The organism is Nocardioides dubius, assembly GCF_039528155.1.
Classification (GTDB): domain Bacteria; phylum Actinomycetota; class Actinomycetes; order Propionibacteriales; family Nocardioidaceae; genus Nocardioides; species Nocardioides dubius.
The window spans coordinates 46,298-65,878 of record NZ_BAAALG010000011.1 but is presented as its reverse complement, the minus strand read 5'-3'; the positions used below and the strand labels follow the sequence as shown (position 1 = coordinate 65,878).

The window sequence follows — 19,581 nt, the reverse complement described above, 5'->3', positions numbered from 1 at the left end:
TTGCCAGCACGCTGAGACAGCATTACTGTGACAGTCATGAGCACGCAGGTGGAGACGGAGAGCGGTGACCTGCTCACCATCGACGAGTTGGCCGCGACCGTGGGGATGACCGTTCGCACGGTGCGCTACTACGCCACATTGGGCCTGCTTCCGACGCCCGAGCGGCGCGGGCGGATCGCCTACTACGGCGACGTGCACCGGGCGCGGCTGGAGATGGTGCGCGCGTTGCAGGAGCACGGCTTCACCCTGCAGGCGATCGAGGGCTACATGACCTCCATCGACCCGGAGGCCACGGTCGAGGAGCTGGTGCTGCGCCGCTCGATGCTGATCCCGTGGAGCCCGGCGCCCACCGAGCTGCTCAGTCGCGCCGACCTGGAGGAGCAGGCCGGGCGCAAGCTGACCGCTGCCGACCTCGACCTGCTGGTCACGCTCGGGGCGATCAGCCGGGTGGGGAAGAAGTTCGAGCCCAAGCCTGCGCTGCGGGTCAGCCTGGACCTGATCGAGCTCGACATCCCGACCGAGAGCATGGGGGCCGCCGGGCAGGCGATCGCGCGCCACATGGACTCGCTGGTCGAGGAGCTCACCACGATCATGCGCCAGCAGGTGGTCGCGCCGTTCCGCAGCGCGCCGCACACCTCCGAGGAGGCGCTGGAGTTCGAGCGCACGGTCAAGCGCCTGCGCCAGCTCACCATCGAGGCCGTGGTCACCCACTTCCAGCGCTCGGCCAACGAGTTCATCGCCAAGTCGCTGAACCGGCCCGCCGGCTGAGGCCGGCAACCGCTCGCAACCGCCGCGCGGGCGCCGCGTGCGGTTCACGTGCGCGACGCCTCGCCGTCACGAGGCGCTGGTCCGATGGTGGCGTGAGCCCCACGATCTCCAGTCTGGTCGTCACTCCCGCCGTCGTCGCGCATCGCGGTGCCTGCGGACTCTTCCCGGAGCACACCCTCGAGGCCTATCGGGCGGCGATCCGGATGGGCGTCGACGACATCGAGCTCGACCTGGTCTGCACCCGTGACGGCGTGCTGGTCGCGCGGCACGACGTCGAGCTGTCGGCGACCACCGACGTCGCCCGGCGGCCCGAGTTCGCGCGGCGCTGGAAGGTGCGCCGGCTCGACGGCGAGTGGCAGCGCGGCTGGTTCGTGGACGACTTCACGCTCGCCGAGCTGGGCACCCTGCGCGCACGGGAGCGCTTCCCGAGGCTGCGTCGCCGCAGCGCGGGTCACGACGGCCTGCTCGGGCTGGCCAGCCTGGACGACGTCCTGGCCCTGGTGGCGGCGGAGTCGGCCCGGTCGGGGCGCTCGGTGGGCGTGATGCTCGAGCTGAAGCACCCCACCTACTTCGCGAAGCGGGGCCTGGACCTGGTCTCCCCGTTGCTGGAGACGCTCGGGCGTCACGGCCTGGACCACCCGCGCTCCCGGGTCACCGTGATGGGCTTCGAGACGACGGTGCTGCGGCGGATCGCCGAGCGCAGCCGGGTCGCGATCACCCAGCTGCTGACCCCCGAGGGCGCGCCGTACGACCTGCTCGTCGCGGGGGAGTCGACCACCTTCCTCGACCTCGCGTCGCCGGACGGGTTGGCGCGGATCGACGAGTACGCCGACGGGATCGGCGTGCACCGTGAGCTGGTGCTCGACGACGACGGCACGGCGACGTCGCTGGTGGCCGACGCGCACCGCAGCTGGCTCACCGTGCACGTATGGACCCTGCGCCGCGAGAACCGCTTCCTGCCACCCCGGTGGCGCCAGCCAGGCCTGTACGGCGATCTGGCCGGATATGCCGACGCCTTCCTCGCAGCAGGCGTGGACGGCCTGATCGTCGATCACCCCAAGCCGGTGCTCCTGGCCGGCGGTCGCCCCCTCGACCCCGCCGAGGCCGAGCGTCCGGTGCAGGCGTAGGGGAGCGATCCGTCGCCGGACATGCGGGAGGTCTCCTACGATCGCTGGCATGGAAGCTGAGCCTCTCGGACCGGAGGACCGCTGCGCCGTGTTGCGGGGCGCAGGCAGCGAGTCCGGAGCGCGGCCAGTCCCCGAGAGTCTGGCTGCGGTGCTGGAGTTCGGCGAACTGTTTCCGCCCCCACGTGCCGATCCGCTGCCGGACATGCGGGAGGTCTGGGCTCGGGCGCGAGCGCGCGGGGGCACGACGGATCTTGACCGAGACCGCCGAAAGTGAAGTGTCGGAGGGTCCTGATGGACTGTTCGCATGATCGAGATCGATGCCGCGCACACTCCGTATGAGGTCATGGACCTCGACGCGGGGTGCTTGCTTGCGGTGATCTCGGAGGACCGGGTCCGGGTGTTGAAGGGTGTGCGGCGGCAGTTGCGGTTGGCGCATCAGTGGTGCGTGGTGAACCCGGTGGTAGACGGCGGGTCGTCGGCTTCCTGGTGTGACGACGCCGCGTTCGCGTCCTTGGATCTGGACGACTTCCTCGGGGGTGAGGGGACGCCGGCGGTGGCGGCGTTCGCTGCGGAGGAGTTCGCGGCCGCCTCGGGGGTCTCGCGGTACGCGGCGTTGTCGCTGCTGGCCGATGCGTTGGACCTGCACCACCGGCTCCCGCTGTTGTGGGCGCAGGTTGAGTTGCTGGAGGTGCCAGGTTGGAAAGCCCGGCGCGTGGCGGAGCTGACGCGCAAGCTCTCCCGGGAAGCCGCTGCCTGGTTCGACCAGACCCTCGCGGACGGCGAGCGGTACGGCTGGTCGACCATCGAGCGGGTGTTGGCGATGGCGGTGGCGAAGTTCCACCCGGAGCTGATCCGCGACAAGAACGGCCCACTCACCAAGGCCGACTGGGACGTCAGCCTGAACCACCACTACGGGCCTGACGGCGCCGCGTCCGGCACCTCCACGCTCGACGTAATCGGCGACTCGCTCGATCTCGCCCGGTTCCACGACCTCGTCTGCGACGAAGCCGAGAGGTTGAAGCGGGCCGGTGACACCGACACGCTGGGCCAGCGCAAGGCCAAGGCCCTCGGCAGCATTGCGGAGGCGCAGGGGACGCTGGACTACGAGGCCGCCGACCAGCCCACGCCGCGAGGCCGCACTGGGCGCGGGGTGCGCGTGTTCGTGCACACCACGCTGGCCGACCTCTTCTCGACCGACGACCTGACGCTTGCCGACACCGACCGCCTCGGCCCGATCCTCATCGAGCAACTCACCGACTGGCTCCAACGCCACGGCTCCATCGCCAGCATCACCCCGGTCATCGACCTCAACCGCACCGGCGCGGTCGACCGGCACGACCCGCCCGCCTGGATGGCCGAGCAGGTCAGGCTGCGAGACCCGCACTGCGTCTTCCCGCACTGCACCCGTTCCTCAGCCGACGCGGACCTCGACCACATTGACCCGTACCAAGAGACCGGCCCACCGGGTCAGACGAACCCCGAGAACCTGGCACCGTTGTGCAGACGCCACCACTTGGCGAAAACCTTCGCCGGCTGGCGCTACGTCCGCAACCGAGACGGCACCTACACCTGGACGAACAAGCACGGCCACACCTGGCTGGTCACCCCACTCGGCACCATCCAACTCGACTGAACGACAGCGCCCCCTCCGTCGGCCACCCGGTCACCGGAGGCATCGGCGCGCGCTCAGGCAGGTGCCCAGCAGATGCCGTAGCGGCGTCCGGCCTTCCACTGCTCGGCAGTGGGCCACTCGTAGCCCCACTTGTAGTTGAGCGCATCGCTCGCGCCGCGTCGGGCGAGCTCCTTGCAGCGTTCGGCGCCGGCGCGCTCGGCGGCGGCCTTCCCGGGCCACTTGTCGCCCTTGGCGCCCTTCACCTCGACAGTGCCGGTCGCCTGCCAGCTGTGCCGCGATGCGCACTGCACGCGCTCGAAGTCCGGGGTGCCGGGCTGCGCGGTGCCGCACATCCCGAACCGGGTGCGTCCGGCCTCGGAGTCCAGCACGCCCTTGAGCGAGGACGGCAGCTCCGCCAGTCGTTCGGGAGCCGCGATCGCGACGACGTCGCAGCGGTACCACTGCTCGCCGGCGTCCGAGGCCTCCACTGTGGGGGCGAACCAGGCCGAGGTGATCATGCTCAGTCGTCGCTGCTCCACCGAGCCGCCGAGGTAGGCGTCCACCGCCCTCGCGCAGCGGGCAGGCGGCTGCTTGCGCACATGATCGGAGTCGATCGCCAGCAGATGCCCGTCGACCACGGTGTCGAGCTCGCCGACCGCGACCGTCCGCGCCGTGTGCGGCTTCTTGCAGGAGACAGGCTCCGCCGTCGTCGTCGGCTCCATGATCTCCGCCCAGCTCAACCGGTAGCAGGCACCCTCGGCGGGCGGCTCCGGCGGCGCGACCGGGGTACGTGAGGCGGTCGCCGAGGGGGTCGGGGTCTCCGCGTTGTCGTCGTCCGACCCGCCGCTGCAGCCCGCCAGGGCCAGCAGGCCCACCAGAACCAGGGCCAGCAGAGCGGTCAGCAGTCGGCGCATCGTGAAGCTCACTTCGTGGTCTTGGCCCAGCAGACCGACCGGCGGTTCCCGGCCTCCCATTCGGCCTCGTGGAACCAGGTGTAGCCGAACTGGTAGTCCGGCGGATAGTTCAGCCAGGCCACCACCGACTTGGAGCAGAAGTCGCGCGACTGCACCTCCACCAGGCGATCGCCCGGGTAGGGCGCGTCGTCGTCGCCGACCTTGATCGTGGTCACCGCGCGCCAGGTGTGCGGCTGCGAGCAGGGGATCTTGACCGAGCCCGCGACGCTCGCGCCGTCGGCGCAGACCATCCACTTGTCGTCCGGACGCCCCAGCATCAGCCCGCGTGCGGTGTCCGGCAGGTCCACGTACTCCTTGGACTGGTCACCGCCGCCGATCACGTCACAGCGGTACCAGCGCGCACCCTTCTTCCAGGCCTTCTCGCTCGGCCGGAACCACGCCCAGCTCAGCACCGTGCGCATCACCAGCGAGTCGTCCGCGCCGAGGAACTCGCGGTACTTCGCCGAGCACGTGGTGTAGGCGAACTTGCCCAGGGCCGGGTCCTCGTAGTCGGCGTCCTCGAACTCGTCGGGCAACGGCCCGACCGCGAAGGTCTCGGCGTTGTGCGGCTTGGTGCACGCGACGGTGCGGGTGGCGTTGTCCGGCTTGCTGATGTCGTCCGGCTCCAGCACCCGGCAGGCCCCGGCCTTCGGCGGCTCCACAGCGTCCACCTGGTCCGGGTCGGTGTCGCCGTCGGTGCCACCACACGCCGCGACCACGAGCAGCAGAGCGAGGGTCGCCACGATCCCACGTAGGCGCCTGCTCACACTGTCCTCCTCAGCCACGATCGGTCGCCCGGAATCCTAACCGGCGGCACTGAGCAGCGCAGCGAGAGTGGCGCCCAGCTCGACGGCGGCCTCGACGTCGTCGGCGGAGACGTCGCCCATCACCTCGAGCACCGGTGCCGCCTGGCGCCACGGCAGGGCCCCGGTGATCGCCAGCACCGAGCGGACGGCGCCGGTGGTGTCGTAGCGTCCGTGCACCCACAGTCCGAACGGCTTCTTGCCACCTGTGGCCGGAGCGCCGGACCCGTCGTCGGAGAGCGAGCCGCCGATCGCCAGGAAGGAGCTGTCGAAGAAGTGCTTGAGGGCCCCGCTCATGTAGCCGAAGTTGGCCGACGTGCCGAGCAGGATGCCGTCGGCGGCGAGCACGTCGTCGGCGCCGGCCTCCAGCGCGGCGCGCACGGTCACCTCGACGTCGTCGATCTCCTCGGTCCCGGCACCCGCCAGCACCGCCTCGGTCAGCCGTTGCAGGGAACGGGTGGGGGAGTGGTGGACGACGAGGAGCCGAGGCATGTGTCCATCCTGCATCCCCCGGCTACCACGACCAAGCGGCGTCGGCTAGAGTGGTCGTCGTCATGATCAACGTGCTCCTCCTTCGCTGCCGCAGCAAGGTCTGAATCTGCCGGACCCCCTTGCTGCGGAGTTCTTGTGCGCGACCGGCGCCGAACCCATCTCGTCAGCGAGGACACCATGACCAACCTGAGCAACACCGCCAACAACCAGGCTCCCAGCGGCATGCCGCACCAGCGCTACACCGCCTTCGTCCCGGTCGACCTGCCCGACCGCACCTGGCCGGCGAAGAAGATCACCCACGCACCCCGGTGGCTCTCCACCGACCTGCGTGACGGCAACCAGGCGCTGGTCGAGCCGATGAGCCCGGCCCGCAAGCTGAAGATGTTCGACCTGCTGGTCAAGATGGGCTACAAGGAGATCGAGGTCGGCTTCCCGAGCGCCAGCCAGACCGACTTCGACTTCGTGCGCCAGCTGATCGAGGGCGACCGGATCCCCGACGACGTCCAGATCTCGGTGCTGACCCAGGCCCGCGAGGACCTGATCGAGCGGACCGCCGAGTCGCTGGCCGGTGCGCCGCGAGCGACCATCCACCTGTACAACGCGACCGCTCCGCTGTTCCAGCGCGTGGTCTTCGGGGTGACCCCGGCCCAGTGCACCGAGATCGCGGTGCGCGGCACCGAGATGGTGGTCAAGTATGCCGAGAAGTACCTGTCCGACATCGTCGGCACCGAGGACTTCGGCTACCAGTACAGCCCGGAGATCTTCACCCAGTCCGACACCGACTTCGCACTGAGCGTCTGCGAGGCAGTCTCCGACGTCTGGCAGCCCGAAGCGGGTCGGGAGATCATCCTGAACCTGCCGGCCACCGTGGAGATGTCCACGCCGAACACCTACGCCGACCAGATCGAGTACTTCAGCCGCGCCCTGACCCGCCGTGAGCACTCGGCGATCAGCCTGCACCCGCACAACGACCGCGGCACCGCCGTGGCGGCCAGCGAGCTGGGCCTGATGGCCGGCGCCGACCGGGTCGAGGGCTGCCTGTTCGGCCACGGCGAGCGCACCGGCAACGTCGACCTGGTCACCTTGGCGATGAACCTGTTCAGCCAGGGCATCGACCCGCAGGTCGACTTCTCGGACATCGACGAGGTCCGCCGCACGGTCGAGTACTGCACCCAGCTGCCGGTCCACCCGCGGCACCCCTACGCCGGCGACCTGGTCTACACGGCCTTCTCCGGCTCGCACCAGGACGCGATCAAGAAGGGCCTGGAGGCGCTGGAGACTCAGGCCGCCGAGCAGGGCATCTCGGTGCGCGACATCGCCTGGGAGGCGCCCTACCTGCCGATCGACCCGAAGGACGTCGGCCGCAGCTACGAGGCCGTGATCCGGGTCAACAGCCAGTCCGGCAAGGGCGGAGTCGCCTACATCCTCAAGGCGGAGCACAACCTGGACCTGCCGCGCCGTGCCCAGATCGAGTTCAGCCGGGTCATCCAGCAGCACTCCGACGCGGAGGGCGGCGAGGTGACCCCGGAGAACATCTGGAGCATCTTCAGCGCCGAGTACCTGGAGCGCGAAGCGCCGCTGAAGCTGAACTCGGTGCACACGTCATCGGCCGCCGGCGCCCAGGACCAGCTCAACGTCAACGTCTACGTGGACGGCGAGCTGCGCGAGCTGAGCGGCAGCGGCAACGGCCCGATCAACGCCTTCACCAACATCCTGTCCGAGCTGGTCGCCACCGAGCAGGCGGCGGGCAATCCGCTCTACGCCACCCGTGGCGACGTGCGGGTGCTGGACTACGTCGAGCACGCCCTGTCGGCCGGCGGCGACGCGATCGCTGCCGCCTACGTGGAGTGCGCGGTGGGTGACAAGGTGCTGTGGGGCGTCGGACTGGACGCCAACATCGTCACCGCGTCGCTGAAGGCCGTGATCTCCGCGATCAACCGGGCGTGACGTCCTCCGACGAGCTGCGGTCGCGGACCGCCTGACGCATCTGCATGAGGTTCTCCTCCAGCAGGTCCGCGACCAGCTCGTCGGTGCGGGGATCGTTCAGCACCTCGAAGACCAGCCGGAACACGGTGTCGCTGACCACCCGCACGATGTCGTCGTGGAACGGCATCCAGCGCAGCCGGCCGAGCCGGGCGTCCTGCTTGACCAGGTCCACGATCATCTCGTCGATCTCGACCCGGTTCTCCGCCAGGGCGGCGGCCACGTTCTTCGTGTAGTGGCCGGTGCGCAGCACGGCGGCCACCTCGTCCATCACCGCGATGGTGACCGGGCGCTTGATCGCCTCGACCAGTGCGTCGGAGGCGTGGGTGACGACCGCGGCGGTGACCCGGTCGCCGAAGGCGCGGTCCGCGGCTCGTCCCAACCGGGCCAGCACGATCACGATCCGCAGCAGCCGGAACGAGCGGAACGCCGGGTGCGCGACCGGGATCATGCCGAGGATCTCGTACCAGTAGCGCGGCAGGAACCGCCAGCCCTCGCCGCTGCGGCGCCAGCGGTAGCCGAACTCGAGGGCGAAGACGGCGCAGATGGCGGTGTCCGCGATCACCACTCGTCGAGTGACCGCCTCCGAGACGTCGAAGAAGGTGACCCAGCTCAGCAGCACCACCGAGACCACCGCGATGGTCAGCATCGCCCAGTCCAGGACGCCGACCGGTGGCTTGGACGGGTAGTTGGCGAGTGCCGAGGTGGCGGGGGCGTTGCGGACGGCCATGCACAGAAGGATCTCAGGTCGGCGTCCGCGGATCGGTACCCGCCGTGGGGTGGGCGTCGCGCCTGCGGCATCATCACGTCATGACTTCCTTGCGCCAGGAGAACGTCGGCCACGTGCGGGTGCTGTCGCTCTCGCGACCCGAACGGCGCAATGCGATCGACCAGGGTCTCGCCGATGAGCTCTCCGCGGCCTTCGAGGCGCTGGAGGCGGACCGCTCGGTGCGTGCCGTGGTCCTCGCCGGTGACGGCGGCTACTTCAGTGCCGGCACCGATCTGACCTCGACGTCGCCCCCGCGTACCGAGGGCGGCGCCTACGGGTTCCTGGCGCGGGTGCGTCGCAAGCCGCTGATCGCCGCGGTCGAGGGCTTCGCCTTCGGCGGCGGCTTCGAGTGCGTGCTGGCCTGTGACCTGGTGGTGGCCAGCCGGGAGGCCCGCTTCGGCCTGCCGGAGGTCAAGCGCGGACTGGTCGCCAACAGCGGTGCGCTCTTCCGGGCCCCGGCACGGCTCCCGTTGAACCTGGCCACCGAGATGCTGCTGACCGGTGACCCGATCGGAGCCGAGCGCGCGCACCTGCACGGCTTGGTCAACGAGCTGGCGGAGCCGGGCCAGGCCTTGGACACGGCCCTCGCGCTGGCCGAGCGGATCGTGGTGAACAGCCCGGACGCCGTCCAGCAGTCGCTGCACGCGATCGCCGTCGAGGTGGCCGAGCGCGAGGAGCGTGGCTGGGAGCTGACCCGAGCCGCGGACGACGAGAACGCAGGCTCGCCCGACCGCGCCGAAGGCGTGCAGGCGTTCTTCGAGAAGCGCGCGCCCAACTGGGCCTGAGATCCGGGTCGTCGACCCGAAGAGGAGGAGTGAAGGTGGAGCTGAACGAGATTCTCCAGGAGCGCTACAGCTGCCGGGCGTTCGCGAGCGAGCCGGTGGAGCAGTCGGTGCTCGCCGACGTCTTCGCGCTGGCCCAGCGCACGCCGTCGTGGTGCAACACCCAGCCCTGGCAGGTGCATCTGCTCAGCGGCGAGGCCCGCGCCTCGCTGTCCAAGGCCTTGGTCGAGTCGGTGCTGGCCGGGCAGGGCGGCTCCGACTTCCCGCTCCCGGACTACGTCGGTGCCTCCGACGACCGGCGCAAGGTGGCGGGCTTCGGCCTCTACCAGGCGTTGGAGATCGCGCGTGAGGACAAGCTCGCCCGGGGCGCGCAGATGCTCAAGAACTTCGAATTCTTCGGGGCGCCGCACGTCGCCGTGATCACCACCGATGCGCCGCTGGGCTTCTACGGGGGCGTGGACTGCGGTGGCTTCGTGGCGAACCTGGTCAACGCAGCCCACGCCCAGGGCCTGGGAACCTGTGCCCAGGGCGCGATCGCGATGCAGGCACCCGTCGTCCGCGAGTTCCTGGACCTGCCCGAGGATCGCCTGGTGGTCTGCGCGGTGTCGATCGGCCGCCCCGATGCGAGCGACCCGGTCAACGCGTTCCGCACCGAGCGGGCCGAGGCGGCAGATGTGGTGACCTACCTGTCCTGACGGCCCGCCCGGCGCGGCACAGCAGTCGCCGGGGTCAGCGGACCCCGGCGGTGAGGTCGGCCAGGTGCTCGCTGAGCACCTGCTCCGACATCTCGGGGTGCGTGTGGATCCAGCGCCGGCCCTCGAGGACGCCGGCGAACGCGATCTCGGCGACCTGCTCCGGAGTGATGCCGTCGTTGGCCAGGTGGCTGGCCAACGCGCTGCGCATCTCCTCGGCACCGGCACTCCCGGTGCTGGCGGCGTCGTCGAAGATCCGCGTCCGCACGGCGCCGGGCAGCAGGATCGAGACGCCGATCCGGGCATCGGCTGCCTCCAGGTCGGCGGCGAGCGTCTGGGCGAAGACCCGGATCGCATGCTTGCTCACCAGGTAGGCCGACTGGCCGGCACCGATCGAGATGCCGCCGATCGAGGAGGTGCACAGCACGTGCCCCGGCTGCTCGGTCTGCAGCATCGCGGGCAGGAAGGCGCGCGCCATGAGGAAGGCGCCATTGACGTTGATCGCCTGGACCCGCTGCCAGTCGCGTGGCTCGATCTCCCAGACCGCGCCGGTCATCTCGACGCCTGCGTTGCAGACGAGCAGGGCGGGCGCGCCGTAGGCGTCGAGGGCCCGCGCCCGCAGGGCGTCGACCGAGGCCGGGTCGGAGACGTCGACGGCGAGTGCCTGCGCCTTCCCGCCGGCGCCGGTGATGGCTGCGGCCACCTGCTCGGCACGGGCAGCGTCGACATCGGCGACCACGGCCGTCATCCGGTGCTCGACCGCGGCCCGGTAGGCGAGGGCGGCGCCGATCCCGGAGCCTGCGCCGGAGACGACGATCGGTCGTCCGGCGAGATCATCGGCGTGGATGGTCATGGAGTCCTCCTGAGCTGAGCATCGATGAAGGCGACGACGTCGTCGAAGGCCTGCTGGGCCTCGGGGAGCAGGTCCACCATGCCGAAGAACCCGTGGTGCATCCCCGGGTACCGGCGATGGACGGCGACGCCACCGTGGGCGGCGAGGGCTGCGGCGTACCGCTCGCTCCCATCGCGAGTGGGGTCGTGCTCGGCCGTCACCACGAAGAGCGGCGGCAGAGCGGTGAGGTCCTCGGCAAGGGCCGGGGACACGTAGGGATCCTCGGGGGTGTCGGTGTACGCCGACCAGAACCACTCGGCGTCCGCCGCGGTGAGGAAGGGCAGGTCGGCCAGCTCCGGGTTGGTGATCGTGCACTCCGCGGTCCCGTAGACGCTGACCTGACAGGCGGGCGCGGGCAGGCCCTGGTCGCGGCAGAGCTGGGAGAGCACCATCGCCAGGTTGCCGCCGGCGCTGTCGCCGGCGACCACGACCCGGCTGGTCGCGCAGCCGTCCAGCTCCGAAGGCGCGCCGCGGATCCAGCCGAGCACCGCGAGGCAGTCGTGCAGACCTGCGGGGAACGGACGCTCCGGGGCGACGGCGTAGTCGACGTTGACCACGGCCAGCCCGGTCGCGTTGCAGAGCCGGCGGCTGAGATCGTCGCCCAGCTCCAGCCCGCCCAGAGCGAAGCCGCCGCCGTGCAGCCAGAGCAGCACGCCGTCGGGCTCGGCGACGTCGGCGGGCCGGTAGACCCGGATCGGCACCTGGCGGCCGCCGTGACCCACCGTGAGCTCCTGCACCTGGCCGACCTCGATGCCCGACGCCGGGATGGAGGCGACGGTCGCCGCGCGCAGCTGCTCGATGGGCAGGGTGGTCATCGGCCCGCCGAACGCGGCAGCCATCTGCTCGGCGATCGCTGCCACCTGGGGGGTCACCGCCATCGCGCACGCCCCTCCAGGTCGGAGACCACCAGATCGACGGAGTCCAGCATGTCCGTCGGCACCATCCACTCGGCCGCGTCGACCACCCGCTCGGCGTTCTCGGCGAAGGAGTCGAGGGCACGTGCCGGGTCGGCCTTGAAGCCGCCGGTGACGGCCAGGAACTCCCGCGCGGCGCGGTTCCCGCCGACCTGGAAGGCTTCGCCGTTCCAGGGGCAGTCGGGGTGGACCAGGAAGCCGACGAAGGGTGCCGCGGCCTCGGGTGGGAAGTGCTTCTCCACGGTGTCGCGGAAGTCGCCCGGAGGGATGCCGCCGGTCATCCGGGTCCATGCCGAGGGCATCACGGTGTTCACCGCGATCCCGACCTCGGCCGCCTCGGCGGCGAGCGCGCGGGTCAGCCCGACGATCGCTGCCTTGCAGGTGACGTAGTTGCTGGTCGGGGTTCCCCAGATCGAGTCCGACGAGGTGTTCACCACGCGACCGTTGCCGGAGGCGATCAGGTGCGGCCAGGCCGCCCGGGTGACGCGCACCGAGCCGGCCACGTGGATGTCGAACGAGGTGAGCAGGTCCTCGGCGGAGTTCTCCGCGATGCCGACCCCGCCCCGCGTCGCGCCGGCGTTGTTGATCACCGCGTCCACCCGGCCCCAGGCGGCCATGGCCTGCTCGACGATCTCGTCGCCCGCGCTCGGGCTGGTCACGTCGGCGCCGTTGGCGATCGCCTGTCCGCCGGCGGCCTGGATCTCCTCGACCACCGACCGGGCCATGGCCAGGTCGCCGGCCACCCCCTGCACGTCGCCGCCGTAGTCGTTGACGACGATCCGAGCACCGCGGGCGGCCAGGAAGTGTGCGTAGGCACGACCGAGCCCGCCACCGGCTCCGGTGATGATGACCACCCGGTCGGTGAAGTCGCGGCTCATCGCGCGACCTCCTCGACCACAGGCTCGACCACGACGCGCTCGTTGCGCGGGATGGCGAGGGCGATCAGGATCGCCACCACGCACATGCCGACGGCGATCAGGAAGACGATCGTGAAGCCGCGGGCGGTGTAGATCGGGTAGCCGCCGACGAGCTGGCCGACGTTCTTGGACAGCGCCAGTCCGGCGAGCTGGGCGCACGCGCTGCCGATGGCGGCGCTGATCGCGCCCATCATGCCGGCCGAGGCGCCCCGGCTCTCGGCGGGCGCGAGCACCATCAGCAGGCCGGGGCCTGCCGCGTAGACCATGGCGCCGAGGCCGACCAGGCCGTAGCTGAGGATCGGCATCCAGGGCTCGCTGTGCCCGAAGGCGAGGCCGAGGGCGCCGGTGCCCATCACCGCCGAGCCGATCAGCAGGAAGATCCGGTAGCCGAAGCGGGGTGCCAGGGCACCGACGATCAGGCCGCCGAGCACGGTCAGCACACCGGCCAGGATCAGGTACTTGGCGACCCCGGTGGCGCTCAGGCCGAAGCCGTAGTCGACGCCCAGTGCGCGCGGCGTCTGCAGCATGCTGGGCAGGTAGCTGGCCATCACGGTGGTGGCACCGCCGGCGAAGGCGTAGGAGAAGATCGTGGTCGCCACCGGACGGCTGGAGAGCAGGTTGGTGTCGATGAAGGGCTCGGTGGTGCTCGCCTCGTAGCGCCACCAGCCGGCCAGGATGACCAGGCCGCCGCCGATGGTCAGCAGGGTCCGGTAGTCGGTGACGGTCCAGGTCTGGATCTGGGAGATGCCGTAGAGGACCAGCAGCAGGGCCGCCATCAGGCCGATCACGCCGATCAGGTCGATCCGGGAGCGGACCCGGATGGTGCTCTCGGGGACCAGGGCCAGGGTGCCGGCCGCGCCGATCGCGGAGATGGCGGTGACGAACCAGAAGACGGCGGAGATCGAGTAGTTGTCGATCAGGTAGCCGGCCAGGAAGGGGCCGACGATGGTGACCACACCGACGCCGTTGGTCGCGATCCCGATGCTCATCGCGCGGAAGCTCTCGGGGAAGACGTCGCGGATCAGGGCGAAGGTGACCGGCAGGAAGGCGGTGCTCAGGCCCATCAGCGCGCGGCCGAACAGGAAGAGGCCGAAGCCGGGCGCCAGCGCACAGATGACCGAGCCGATCAGGGAGATGACGGCGGCCGCGACCAGCACCCGGCGCTTGCCGTAGCGGTCGCCGAGCTTGCCGATCACCGGGGTGACGACGCCGCCGATCAGGGTGAAGATGGTGATCGCCCAGATGATCTGGGTGGTCTCGTACTTCATCGCCAGGCCGGTCAGCGCCGGTGCGATCAGAGTGAACCCGAGTGCGGTCTGCTCGGTGAGCAGGACCAGAACGGCGATCGCAGCGATCCACCGTCCCTTGTTGGGCGTCGCGGACGAGGTCCCCGGCGCGATGGTGCGAGCTGTCATGTTCGAGGCTCCTGGTGCAGGCCCCGGGCGGGGCGGGAGATGAGGAGGAGGGACCGGATCGCTCACGTGAGTGGGATCACAGTAGGCAGAACGTTCCACGTACCTAGACTTCAAGTCAAGAGTTTGGACTCAAAGTTTATTTACGAGATCTTCGGTCTGGCCCAGGGTGCTCTCGCCCTAGGATGGCTGGCATGAGTGACGCCAAGCCGATGTCCCTGCGGGAGAAGCGCCGGGCGGAGACCCGGGAGGCGTTGATCGCCGCCATGGCGACGTTGCTGGGGCGTGGCGACTTCCAGTCCACCTCGATCGACCAGATCGCCGAGGAGGCAGGGATCAGTCGCGCCACCTTCTATGCCTACTTCGATAGCAAGGAGGCGATCCTGGGGGCGGTGGTCGAGCTGATGTGGCGCGAGGCGGAGGAGATCTACGCCCGCTTCGGCGAGCTCGCTGACTGGTCGGCGAGCTCGATCGGCCAATGGCTGAACGAGTTCATCGACGCCTGGAAGCTGACTGCTGGTCGCAACCGAGCGGCCAGTGACGCCGTTCGCCTGGAGTTGCTGGGTGACGTCCCGGATCGGTACCAGGGGATCGTGAAGATCGTCCGGGCGCGCACCGAGCTGTGGTCGCGGTTCACGCCGCGCGAGGCGGATGCGCGGGCCCTGATGATGGTGCACATGGTCCAGCAGATGCTGACCTTCCACTTCATGGAGGACGGGGAGAGGGAGACCGACCTGCTGGTCGAGCACCTCACCTCGGCGCTGCGGGACCTGCTGCGAGCAGAGAACTGATTTCTATACTCGTAGTCCATTGACAAGACTCAAAGTCTAAATAACACTTCCCGTGTGACCCATGTCGCATGGACCTGAGAGGTGTTGTTGTGCCGATTTCCGCCCCCGAGACCCGTCGCCAGAGCTCAGCTCTGGCCGCCGCCCTGCCGGCGGCCAACCCGGCCGTGATGCTGGCGGCGCTGGTCAGCCAGACCGGCGAGCTGGACCGCGCGCGTGGCATCGCCGCGGAGCTCTCCCACGCCTTTGCCAAGGGTGGGATCGTGGCGTCCTTGCCCGAGCAGCCCGCGGCCGAGCTGAAGGCCTGGGCCGAGCGTGAGCTGGCCGTTCGCGAGGATGTCGAGAGCGGGGACGCCGCCGTCCGCCGTCCGGAGCTCTCCGACGAGGTGTTCGCCGAGGTGGCCTCCTGGCTGGTCGGTTGGCCGGTGCCGGTCGCCTCCAGCGCCTTCTACAAGGAGCAGGCGGGCTTCACCGACTTCGTGGAGAGCACGGCGCATCCCGAGGCCGACGTGAGCGGTGTGAGCCTGCTGGTGATCGGGGCCGGGATGGGCGGCATCGCGGCCGCGGTGGCCGCCGCCAAGGCGGGCATCTCCTGCACCGTCGTCGAGAAGGCCGACCAGCTCGGGGGTGTCTGGCAGCGCAACACCTACCCGGGTGTCGGCGTGGACACGCCCAGCGCCTACTACTCGTTCTCGTTCGAGGTGAACGACGAGTGGAGTGGGATCTACCCCAAGGGCCAGGAGTACCTCGACTACCTCAACCGGGTCGCGGACCAGTACGACGTGCGCAAGGACATCCGCCTGGGCACCACCGTCACCGGCATGGCCTGGGACGACGCCGCGAAGGTGTGGGAGGTGCGCTGTGAGCGTGGGGGTCGTGCGGAGACGATCCGTGCGAACTACGTGATGACGGCGGCCGGCTACCTGACCCGGCCCCAGGTGCCGCAGGTGCCGGGTCTGGACGCGTTCGCCGGCACCTGGTTCCACTCCGCCGACTGGGACCACGACTACGACTTCGCGGGCAAGCGGCTCGCGGTGGTCGGCACCGGCTGCACCAGCGTCCAGGTGGTCGACGCGCTGGTCGACGAGGTGGCCAGCCTGACCCTGGTCCAGCGCCAGCCGCACTGGGTGATGCCGGCCGCCGTCGACGACGAGTTCGCGCCGGAGGAGGTCTGGCTGAGCACGAACGTCGGTCACTACGCGCTGTGGAACCGGCTGCTCACCTTCTTGCCGATCAGCGACACCAACTACCCGGTGGTCCGCTACGACGCCGAGTGGGCGGCCGAGCACGACCTGTCCATCAGCGCCGCCAACGACGCGGTGCTCCAGGTCGCCCAGGGGTACCTGGAGGAGAGCTTCGCCGACCGCCCCGACCTGCTGGAGCGGCTGCGCCCGAACTTCGCCCCGTTCGGCAAGCGCACGATCCGCGACCCCGGCAACTACTACTCCGCGCTGAAGCGGGACACCTCCACCGTCGCCTCGGGTCTGAGCGAGCTGGTCCCGGAGGGCCTGGTGGACGCCGACGGGAAGCTGCACGAGGTGGACGTGATCGTCTTCGCGACCGGATTCAGCCTCGAGTACCTGGCCGACATCGAGATCGCCGGGCGCGACGGCGTGCTGCTCAGCGACGTCTGGGCACAGTCGCCGAGCGCCTACAACGGCTGCCAGGTGCCGGGCTTCCCGAACCTCTTCATCACCTCCGGCCCGCACGCATCGGCCGCGCACGGCGGTGGGCACAACTTCACCATCGAGGCGGTCGTGCACTACCTGATCGAGTCGATCCGGGCGACTGCCGCGCGGGGCGCCGCGAGCCTGGAGGCCACCCCGGAAGCGTGGCAGCGTTGGCAGCAGGAGGTGCGCGAGCAGATGGCCGACACGATCTGGGCGCGGGAGAAGCGGGCCACCACCTACTACCGCAACAGCGCGGGCGAGGTGATCCTGGCCAGCCCACTGCTGATGGAGGACTTCTGGGCCCGTCTCCGCGGCCCGGTCGACGACGACATGATCTTCGGAGGCTGAGATGCGTGGTGTGCAGGTACTGGACGGCGCTCTGCGCGTCGTCGACGGGCTGTCGCTGCCGGAGGTCGGCGCGGGCCAGGTGCGGCTCCGGGTGGAGGCGTGCGGGATCTGTGGCAGCGACCTCAGCCTGGTCAAGGACGCGGCGCGGTTCGTGGCGACCGCCGAATCGGGCGGGTTCGAGCTGGCCAGGTTCGACCCGACGCGGCCGGTCACGCCGGGTCACGAGTTCGCCGGAGTCGTGGTCGAGGTCGCCGACGACGTCAGCACCCTGGCCCCCGGCGACCGGGTCGCGGGGATCGGCATCGCCACCGACCACGCCACCGGGGCCCTCACCATCGTGGGCTACTCCAACACCCACCCGGGGGCGCTCGCCGAGGAGATCGTGGTGGACGCCGGCTGGCTCCGGGTGATCCCTGACGCGATGAGCTTCGACGTCGCCTCGCTCGCCGAGCCGCTGCATGTGGGGGAGACCCACGTCCAGCAGTCCGGGTGGCGCTCCGGTCCGGCCGTGGTGATCGGCGCCGGGACGATCGGCCTCGGGGTGGTGATCGCGCTGGTCGCCCGTGGTTGCTCGGACGTGGTCGTCGTCGAGCCCTCGCCGCGGCGGCGCGAGCTGGCCCTCGCGTTGGGTGCGACCCGCGCGCTGGACCCTGCCGAGCACGACCTCGCGGCGGTGCTGGCCGCCGCCGGCGGGCCGGTCACGGTCTTCGAGTGCAGTGGACGCCAGGGGGCGATCGCCGAGCTGACCCGGATCGCCCCGCACGGCTCGCATCTGCAGATCGCGGCCTCCGCCTTCGGTGACGAGACCTTCGTGCCGGTGATCGCGCAATGGCGCCAGCTGGTGATCAACTTCGGCTCCGGCCCGGTCGACGACCCGTACGGCGTGACCCTGCAGCGGCTGGCCGACGGCGAGATCGACGCGGAGCGGCTGATCACCGCGCGGATGCCGTTGCCGGCGACGGCGGAGGCGTTCGCGGCACTGCGGGTGCCCGATGAGCACGTCAAGATCATCATCCGGCCGAACGCGGAGGAGCCGGCATGAGCGGGCAGGCCACGATCGAGGACCCGACCGGTCTCGCGCCGGTGCGCCGCGCGCGTGCCCACGGCCTCGGCGACATCCCGCGCCGGAGCGCGGCCAGGAGCCCGGAGCGGATCGCGATCGTCGACGGCGACGCCGCCTTCACCTTCGCGCAGTGGGCGCAGGTCGTGGATGCGGTGGCGGCCGGCTTGGTCCGGCACGGCGTGACGCAGGGCGACCGGGTCGCCGTGCTGTCGCACAACTGCTGGCAGTTCGCGGCGCTCTCCTTCGCCACGGCGCGGATCGGCGCGCTGCTGGTGCCGATCAACTTCATGCTCGGCAGCGAGGAGATCGCGTTCATCCTCGAGCACAGCGAGCCGCGGCTGTTGGTCGCCGAGCACGCCCTGGTGGGACGCGCCGAGCAGGCCTTCGCCGCCTCGGCTCACGTCCCGGCGGTGCGGGTGGCGATCGAGGGCGAGGAGCCCGGATGGCCCGAGTTCGCCGCGCTGGTCGGCGACGGCCGCGGTGTGCCGCCCGAGGTCGACGTCGCGGACGACGACCCGATCCGGCTGATGTACACCAGCGGCACCGAGTCGCGGCCCAAGGGCGCCCTGTTGAGCAGCCGCTCGCTGCTGTGGCAGTACGCGAGCGTGCTGATCGAGGGGGAGGGCTCGGCTGACGACGTCGACCTTCATGCGCTTCCGCTCTACCACTGCGCCCAGTTGGACTGCTTCCTCGGTCCCGACCTGTACATCGGGGCGCGGAGCGTCATCGCCCGGAGCCCGGACCCGGATCTGCTGCTTCAGATGATCGAAGAGAACCGGGTGACGAAGTTCTTCGCGCCGCCCACGGTGTGGATCGGCATGCTCAACTCGCCGCGCTTCGCCGAGACCGACCTGAGCAGTCTGCGCAAGGGCTACTACGGTGCCTCGGCGATGCCGGTCGAGGTGCTGGCCCGGCTGGCGGAGCGGCTGCCACAGATGCGGCTGTGGAACTTCTACGGCCAGACCGAGATGGCCCCGGTGGCGACCATCCTCAAGCCGGAGGAGCAGGCCGCGTTCGCGGGCGCGGCAGGTCGTGCGGCGATCAACGTCGAGACCCAGGTGGTCGATGACGGCGGCGTCCCGGTCCCGCCCGGCACGGTGGGGGAGATCGTGCACCGCAGTCCGCACGCCACGCTCGGCTACTACCGGGACCCGGAGAAGACGGCGGAGGCGTTCCAGGGTGGCTGGTTCCACTCCGGAGACCTCGGCGTCTTCGACGAGCACGGCGTGCTGCGCGTGGTCGACCGCAAGAAGGACATGATCAAGTCGGGTGGCGAGAACGTCGCGAGCCGCGAGGTCGAGGAGGTCCTCTACACGATGCCCGGGGTGGCGGAGGTGGCCGTCTTCGGGCTGCCGGACCCGGTCTGGGTCGAGGCGGTGACGGCGGTCGTGGTGCCGCAGGACGGTCAGCGGGTCGAGGCCGACGAGGTGATCGCCTTCGCGCGCGGCCGTCTGGCCGGCTTCAAGATCCCGAAGCAGGTGCACGTCGCCGAGCAGATGCCGAAGAACCCCAGCGGGAAGATCCTCAAGCGGGTGCTGCGCGACGCCTACCAGGCACAGCAGGGCTGACCCGCACCGCTGGAGTGCCGAACAACGC

18 protein-coding genes are annotated in these 19,581 nt (G+C 70.4%); 10 read left to right on the top strand and 8 right to left on the bottom strand.

Going from position 1 to position 19,581, the window contains the following annotated elements; translation table 11 throughout:
• The first annotated feature begins 36 nt into the window (after positions 1-36).
• The 3 genes from ABD151_RS13375 to ABD151_RS13365 all read left to right on the top strand — a co-directional run bounded on the left by ABD151_RS13375 (position 37) and on the right by ABD151_RS13365 (position 3,528).
• Positions 37-768: a MerR family transcriptional regulator gene (locus ABD151_RS13375; protein WP_343995154.1), complete on the top strand. Its 732-nt coding sequence runs from the start codon at positions 37-39 to the stop codon at positions 766-768.
• Between the two features lie 92 nt (positions 769-860).
• Positions 861-1,895 (top strand): glycerophosphodiester phosphodiesterase family protein, encoded by a 1,035-nt coding sequence (locus ABD151_RS13370; RefSeq protein WP_343995152.1) that lies wholly within the window; start codon positions 861-863, stop codon positions 1,893-1,895.
• A 304-nt stretch (positions 1,896-2,199) separates the two neighbouring features.
• Positions 2,200-3,528 (top strand): HNH endonuclease signature motif containing protein, encoded by a 1,329-nt coding sequence (locus ABD151_RS13365; RefSeq protein WP_343995150.1) that lies wholly within the window; start codon positions 2,200-2,202, stop codon positions 3,526-3,528.
• Between the two features lie 53 nt (positions 3,529-3,581).
• On the opposite strand, the gene ABD151_RS13360 is transcribed toward ABD151_RS13365, so the two are convergent.
• Genes ABD151_RS13360 through ABD151_RS13350 form a run of 3 tightly spaced genes read right to left on the bottom strand, consistent with a single transcriptional unit; the run spans position 3,582 to position 5,755 of the window.
• Positions 3,582-4,421, bottom strand: a complete 840-nt coding sequence (locus tag ABD151_RS13360; protein WP_343995148.1) for a septum formation family protein — start codon at positions 4,419-4,421, stop codon at positions 3,582-3,584.
• A gap of 8 nt (positions 4,422-4,429) precedes the next feature.
• On the bottom strand, positions 4,430-5,203 hold the full coding sequence (locus ABD151_RS13355) for a septum formation family protein (protein ID WP_343995146.1): 774 nt from the start codon (positions 5,201-5,203) through the stop codon (positions 4,430-4,432).
• Positions 5,204-5,263: 60 nt separating this feature from the next.
• Complete coding sequence (locus tag ABD151_RS13350) at positions 5,264-5,755, bottom strand: flavodoxin family protein (protein ID WP_343995144.1); 492 nt, start codon at positions 5,753-5,755, stop codon at positions 5,264-5,266.
• Between the two features lie 177 nt (positions 5,756-5,932).
• Here ABD151_RS13350 and leuA point away from each other — a divergent pair, with 177 nt between their 5' ends.
• Entirely contained in the window at positions 5,933-7,702 is a 1,770-nt protein-coding gene (gene leuA / locus ABD151_RS13345; RefSeq protein WP_343995142.1) for a 2-isopropylmalate synthase, read from the top strand.
• Here leuA and ABD151_RS13340 read toward each other — a convergent pair.
• Positions 7,689-8,468 carry an ion transporter gene (locus ABD151_RS13340; RefSeq protein WP_343995140.1) on the bottom strand — a complete coding sequence of 260 codons (780 nt, stop codon included), beginning with the start codon at positions 8,466-8,468 and terminating at the stop codon, positions 7,689-7,691. The genes leuA and ABD151_RS13340 overlap by 14 nt on opposite strands.
• 80 nt (positions 8,469-8,548) lie before the next feature.
• Between ABD151_RS13340 and ABD151_RS13335 the strand changes: the two genes are divergently transcribed.
• Positions 8,549-9,292: an enoyl-CoA hydratase-related protein gene (locus tag ABD151_RS13335; RefSeq protein WP_343995138.1), complete on the top strand. Its 744-nt coding sequence runs from the start codon at positions 8,549-8,551 to the stop codon at positions 9,290-9,292.
• 35 nt (positions 9,293-9,327) lie between these two features.
• Entirely contained in the window at positions 9,328-9,984 is a 657-nt protein-coding gene (locus tag ABD151_RS13330) for a nitroreductase (protein ID WP_343995136.1), read from the top strand.
• A 34-nt stretch (positions 9,985-10,018) separates the two neighbouring features.
• Here the strand turns inward: ABD151_RS13330 and ABD151_RS13325 are convergent, their stop codons facing one another.
• Genes ABD151_RS13325 through ABD151_RS13310 form a run of 4 tightly spaced genes read right to left on the bottom strand, consistent with a single transcriptional unit; the run spans position 10,019 to position 14,119 of the window.
• Positions 10,019-10,834 (bottom strand): SDR family oxidoreductase, encoded by an 816-nt coding sequence (locus ABD151_RS13325; protein WP_343995134.1) that lies wholly within the window; start codon positions 10,832-10,834, stop codon positions 10,019-10,021.
• Entirely contained in the window at positions 10,831-11,751 is a 921-nt protein-coding gene (locus tag ABD151_RS13320; protein WP_343995132.1) for an alpha/beta hydrolase, read from the bottom strand. The genes ABD151_RS13325 and ABD151_RS13320 overlap by 4 nt, the downstream gene beginning before the upstream one ends.
• The gene (locus tag ABD151_RS13315) at positions 11,742-12,665 is read right to left on the bottom strand and encodes an SDR family NAD(P)-dependent oxidoreductase (RefSeq protein WP_343995130.1); all 924 of its coding nucleotides are present in this window, start codon (positions 12,663-12,665) and stop codon (positions 11,742-11,744) included. The genes ABD151_RS13320 and ABD151_RS13315 overlap by 10 nt, the downstream gene beginning before the upstream one ends.
• The gene (locus tag ABD151_RS13310) at positions 12,662-14,119 is read right to left on the bottom strand and encodes an MFS transporter (RefSeq protein ID WP_343995128.1); all 1,458 of its coding nucleotides are present in this window, start codon (positions 14,117-14,119) and stop codon (positions 12,662-12,664) included. The genes ABD151_RS13315 and ABD151_RS13310 overlap by 4 nt, the downstream gene beginning before the upstream one ends.
• 191 nt (positions 14,120-14,310) lie before the next feature.
• Here ABD151_RS13310 and ABD151_RS13305 point away from each other — a divergent pair, with 191 nt between their 5' ends.
• The 4 genes from ABD151_RS13305 (at position 14,311) to ABD151_RS13290 (ending at position 19,553) form a co-directional block, all read left to right on the top strand.
• A complete protein-coding gene (locus ABD151_RS13305) occupies positions 14,311-14,907 on the top strand; it encodes a TetR/AcrR family transcriptional regulator (protein ID WP_343995126.1) in 597 nt (198 codons plus the stop codon).
• A gap of 89 nt (positions 14,908-14,996) precedes the next feature.
• Positions 14,997-16,922, top strand: coding sequence for a flavin-containing monooxygenase (locus ABD151_RS13300; RefSeq protein WP_343995124.1), 1,926 nt, complete (start codon positions 14,997-14,999; stop codon positions 16,920-16,922).
• Between the two features lies 1 nt (position 16,923).
• Entirely contained in the window at positions 16,924-17,964 is a 1,041-nt protein-coding gene (locus ABD151_RS13295) for an alcohol dehydrogenase catalytic domain-containing protein (protein ID WP_343995122.1), read from the top strand.
• On the top strand, positions 17,961-19,553 hold the full coding sequence (locus tag ABD151_RS13290; protein WP_343995120.1) for a fatty acyl-CoA synthetase: 1,593 nt from the start codon (positions 17,961-17,963) through the stop codon (positions 19,551-19,553). The genes ABD151_RS13295 and ABD151_RS13290 overlap by 4 nt, the downstream gene beginning before the upstream one ends.
• Positions 19,554-19,581 lie beyond the last annotated feature (28 nt).

What these genes read in the sequence shown, in the direction of transcription:
- ABD151_RS13335 (WP_343995138.1), top strand. Translation starts at nt 8,549, where the DNA reads ATGACTTCCTTGCGCCAGGAGAACGTCGGCCACGTGCGGGTGCTGTCG.
- ABD151_RS13365 (WP_343995150.1), top strand. Translation starts at nt 2,200, where the DNA reads ATGATCGAGATCGATGCCGCGCACACTCCGTATGAGGTCATGGACCTC.
- leuA (WP_343995142.1), top strand. Translation starts at nt 5,933, where the DNA reads ATGACCAACCTGAGCAACACCGCCAACAACCAGGCTCCCAGCGGCATG.
- ABD151_RS13325 (WP_343995134.1), bottom strand. Translation starts at nt 10,834, where the DNA reads ATGACCATCCACGCCGATGATCTCGCCGGACGACCGATCGTCGTCTCC.
- ABD151_RS13375 (WP_343995154.1), top strand. Translation starts at nt 37, where the DNA reads ATGAGCACGCAGGTGGAGACGGAGAGCGGTGACCTGCTCACCATCGAC.
- ABD151_RS13320 (WP_343995132.1), bottom strand. Translation starts at nt 11,751, where the DNA reads ATGGCGGTGACCCCCCAGGTGGCAGCGATCGCCGAGCAGATGGCTGCC.
- ABD151_RS13360 (WP_343995148.1), bottom strand. Translation starts at nt 4,421, where the DNA reads ATGCGCCGACTGCTGACCGCTCTGCTGGCCCTGGTTCTGGTGGGCCTG.
- ABD151_RS13290 (WP_343995120.1), top strand. Translation starts at nt 17,961, where the DNA reads ATGAGCGGGCAGGCCACGATCGAGGACCCGACCGGTCTCGCGCCGGTG.
- ABD151_RS13315 (WP_343995130.1), bottom strand. Translation starts at nt 12,665, where the DNA reads ATGAGCCGCGACTTCACCGACCGGGTGGTCATCATCACCGGAGCCGGT.
- ABD151_RS13305 (WP_343995126.1), top strand. Translation starts at nt 14,311, where the DNA reads ATGAGTGACGCCAAGCCGATGTCCCTGCGGGAGAAGCGCCGGGCGGAG.
- ABD151_RS13340 (WP_343995140.1), bottom strand. Translation starts at nt 8,468, where the DNA reads ATGGCCGTCCGCAACGCCCCCGCCACCTCGGCACTCGCCAACTACCCG.
- ABD151_RS13350 (WP_343995144.1), bottom strand. Translation starts at nt 5,755, where the DNA reads ATGCCTCGGCTCCTCGTCGTCCACCACTCCCCCACCCGTTCCCTGCAA.
- ABD151_RS13310 (WP_343995128.1), bottom strand. Translation starts at nt 14,119, where the DNA reads ATGACAGCTCGCACCATCGCGCCGGGGACCTCGTCCGCGACGCCCAAC.
- ABD151_RS13295 (WP_343995122.1), top strand. Translation starts at nt 16,924, where the DNA reads ATGCGTGGTGTGCAGGTACTGGACGGCGCTCTGCGCGTCGTCGACGGG.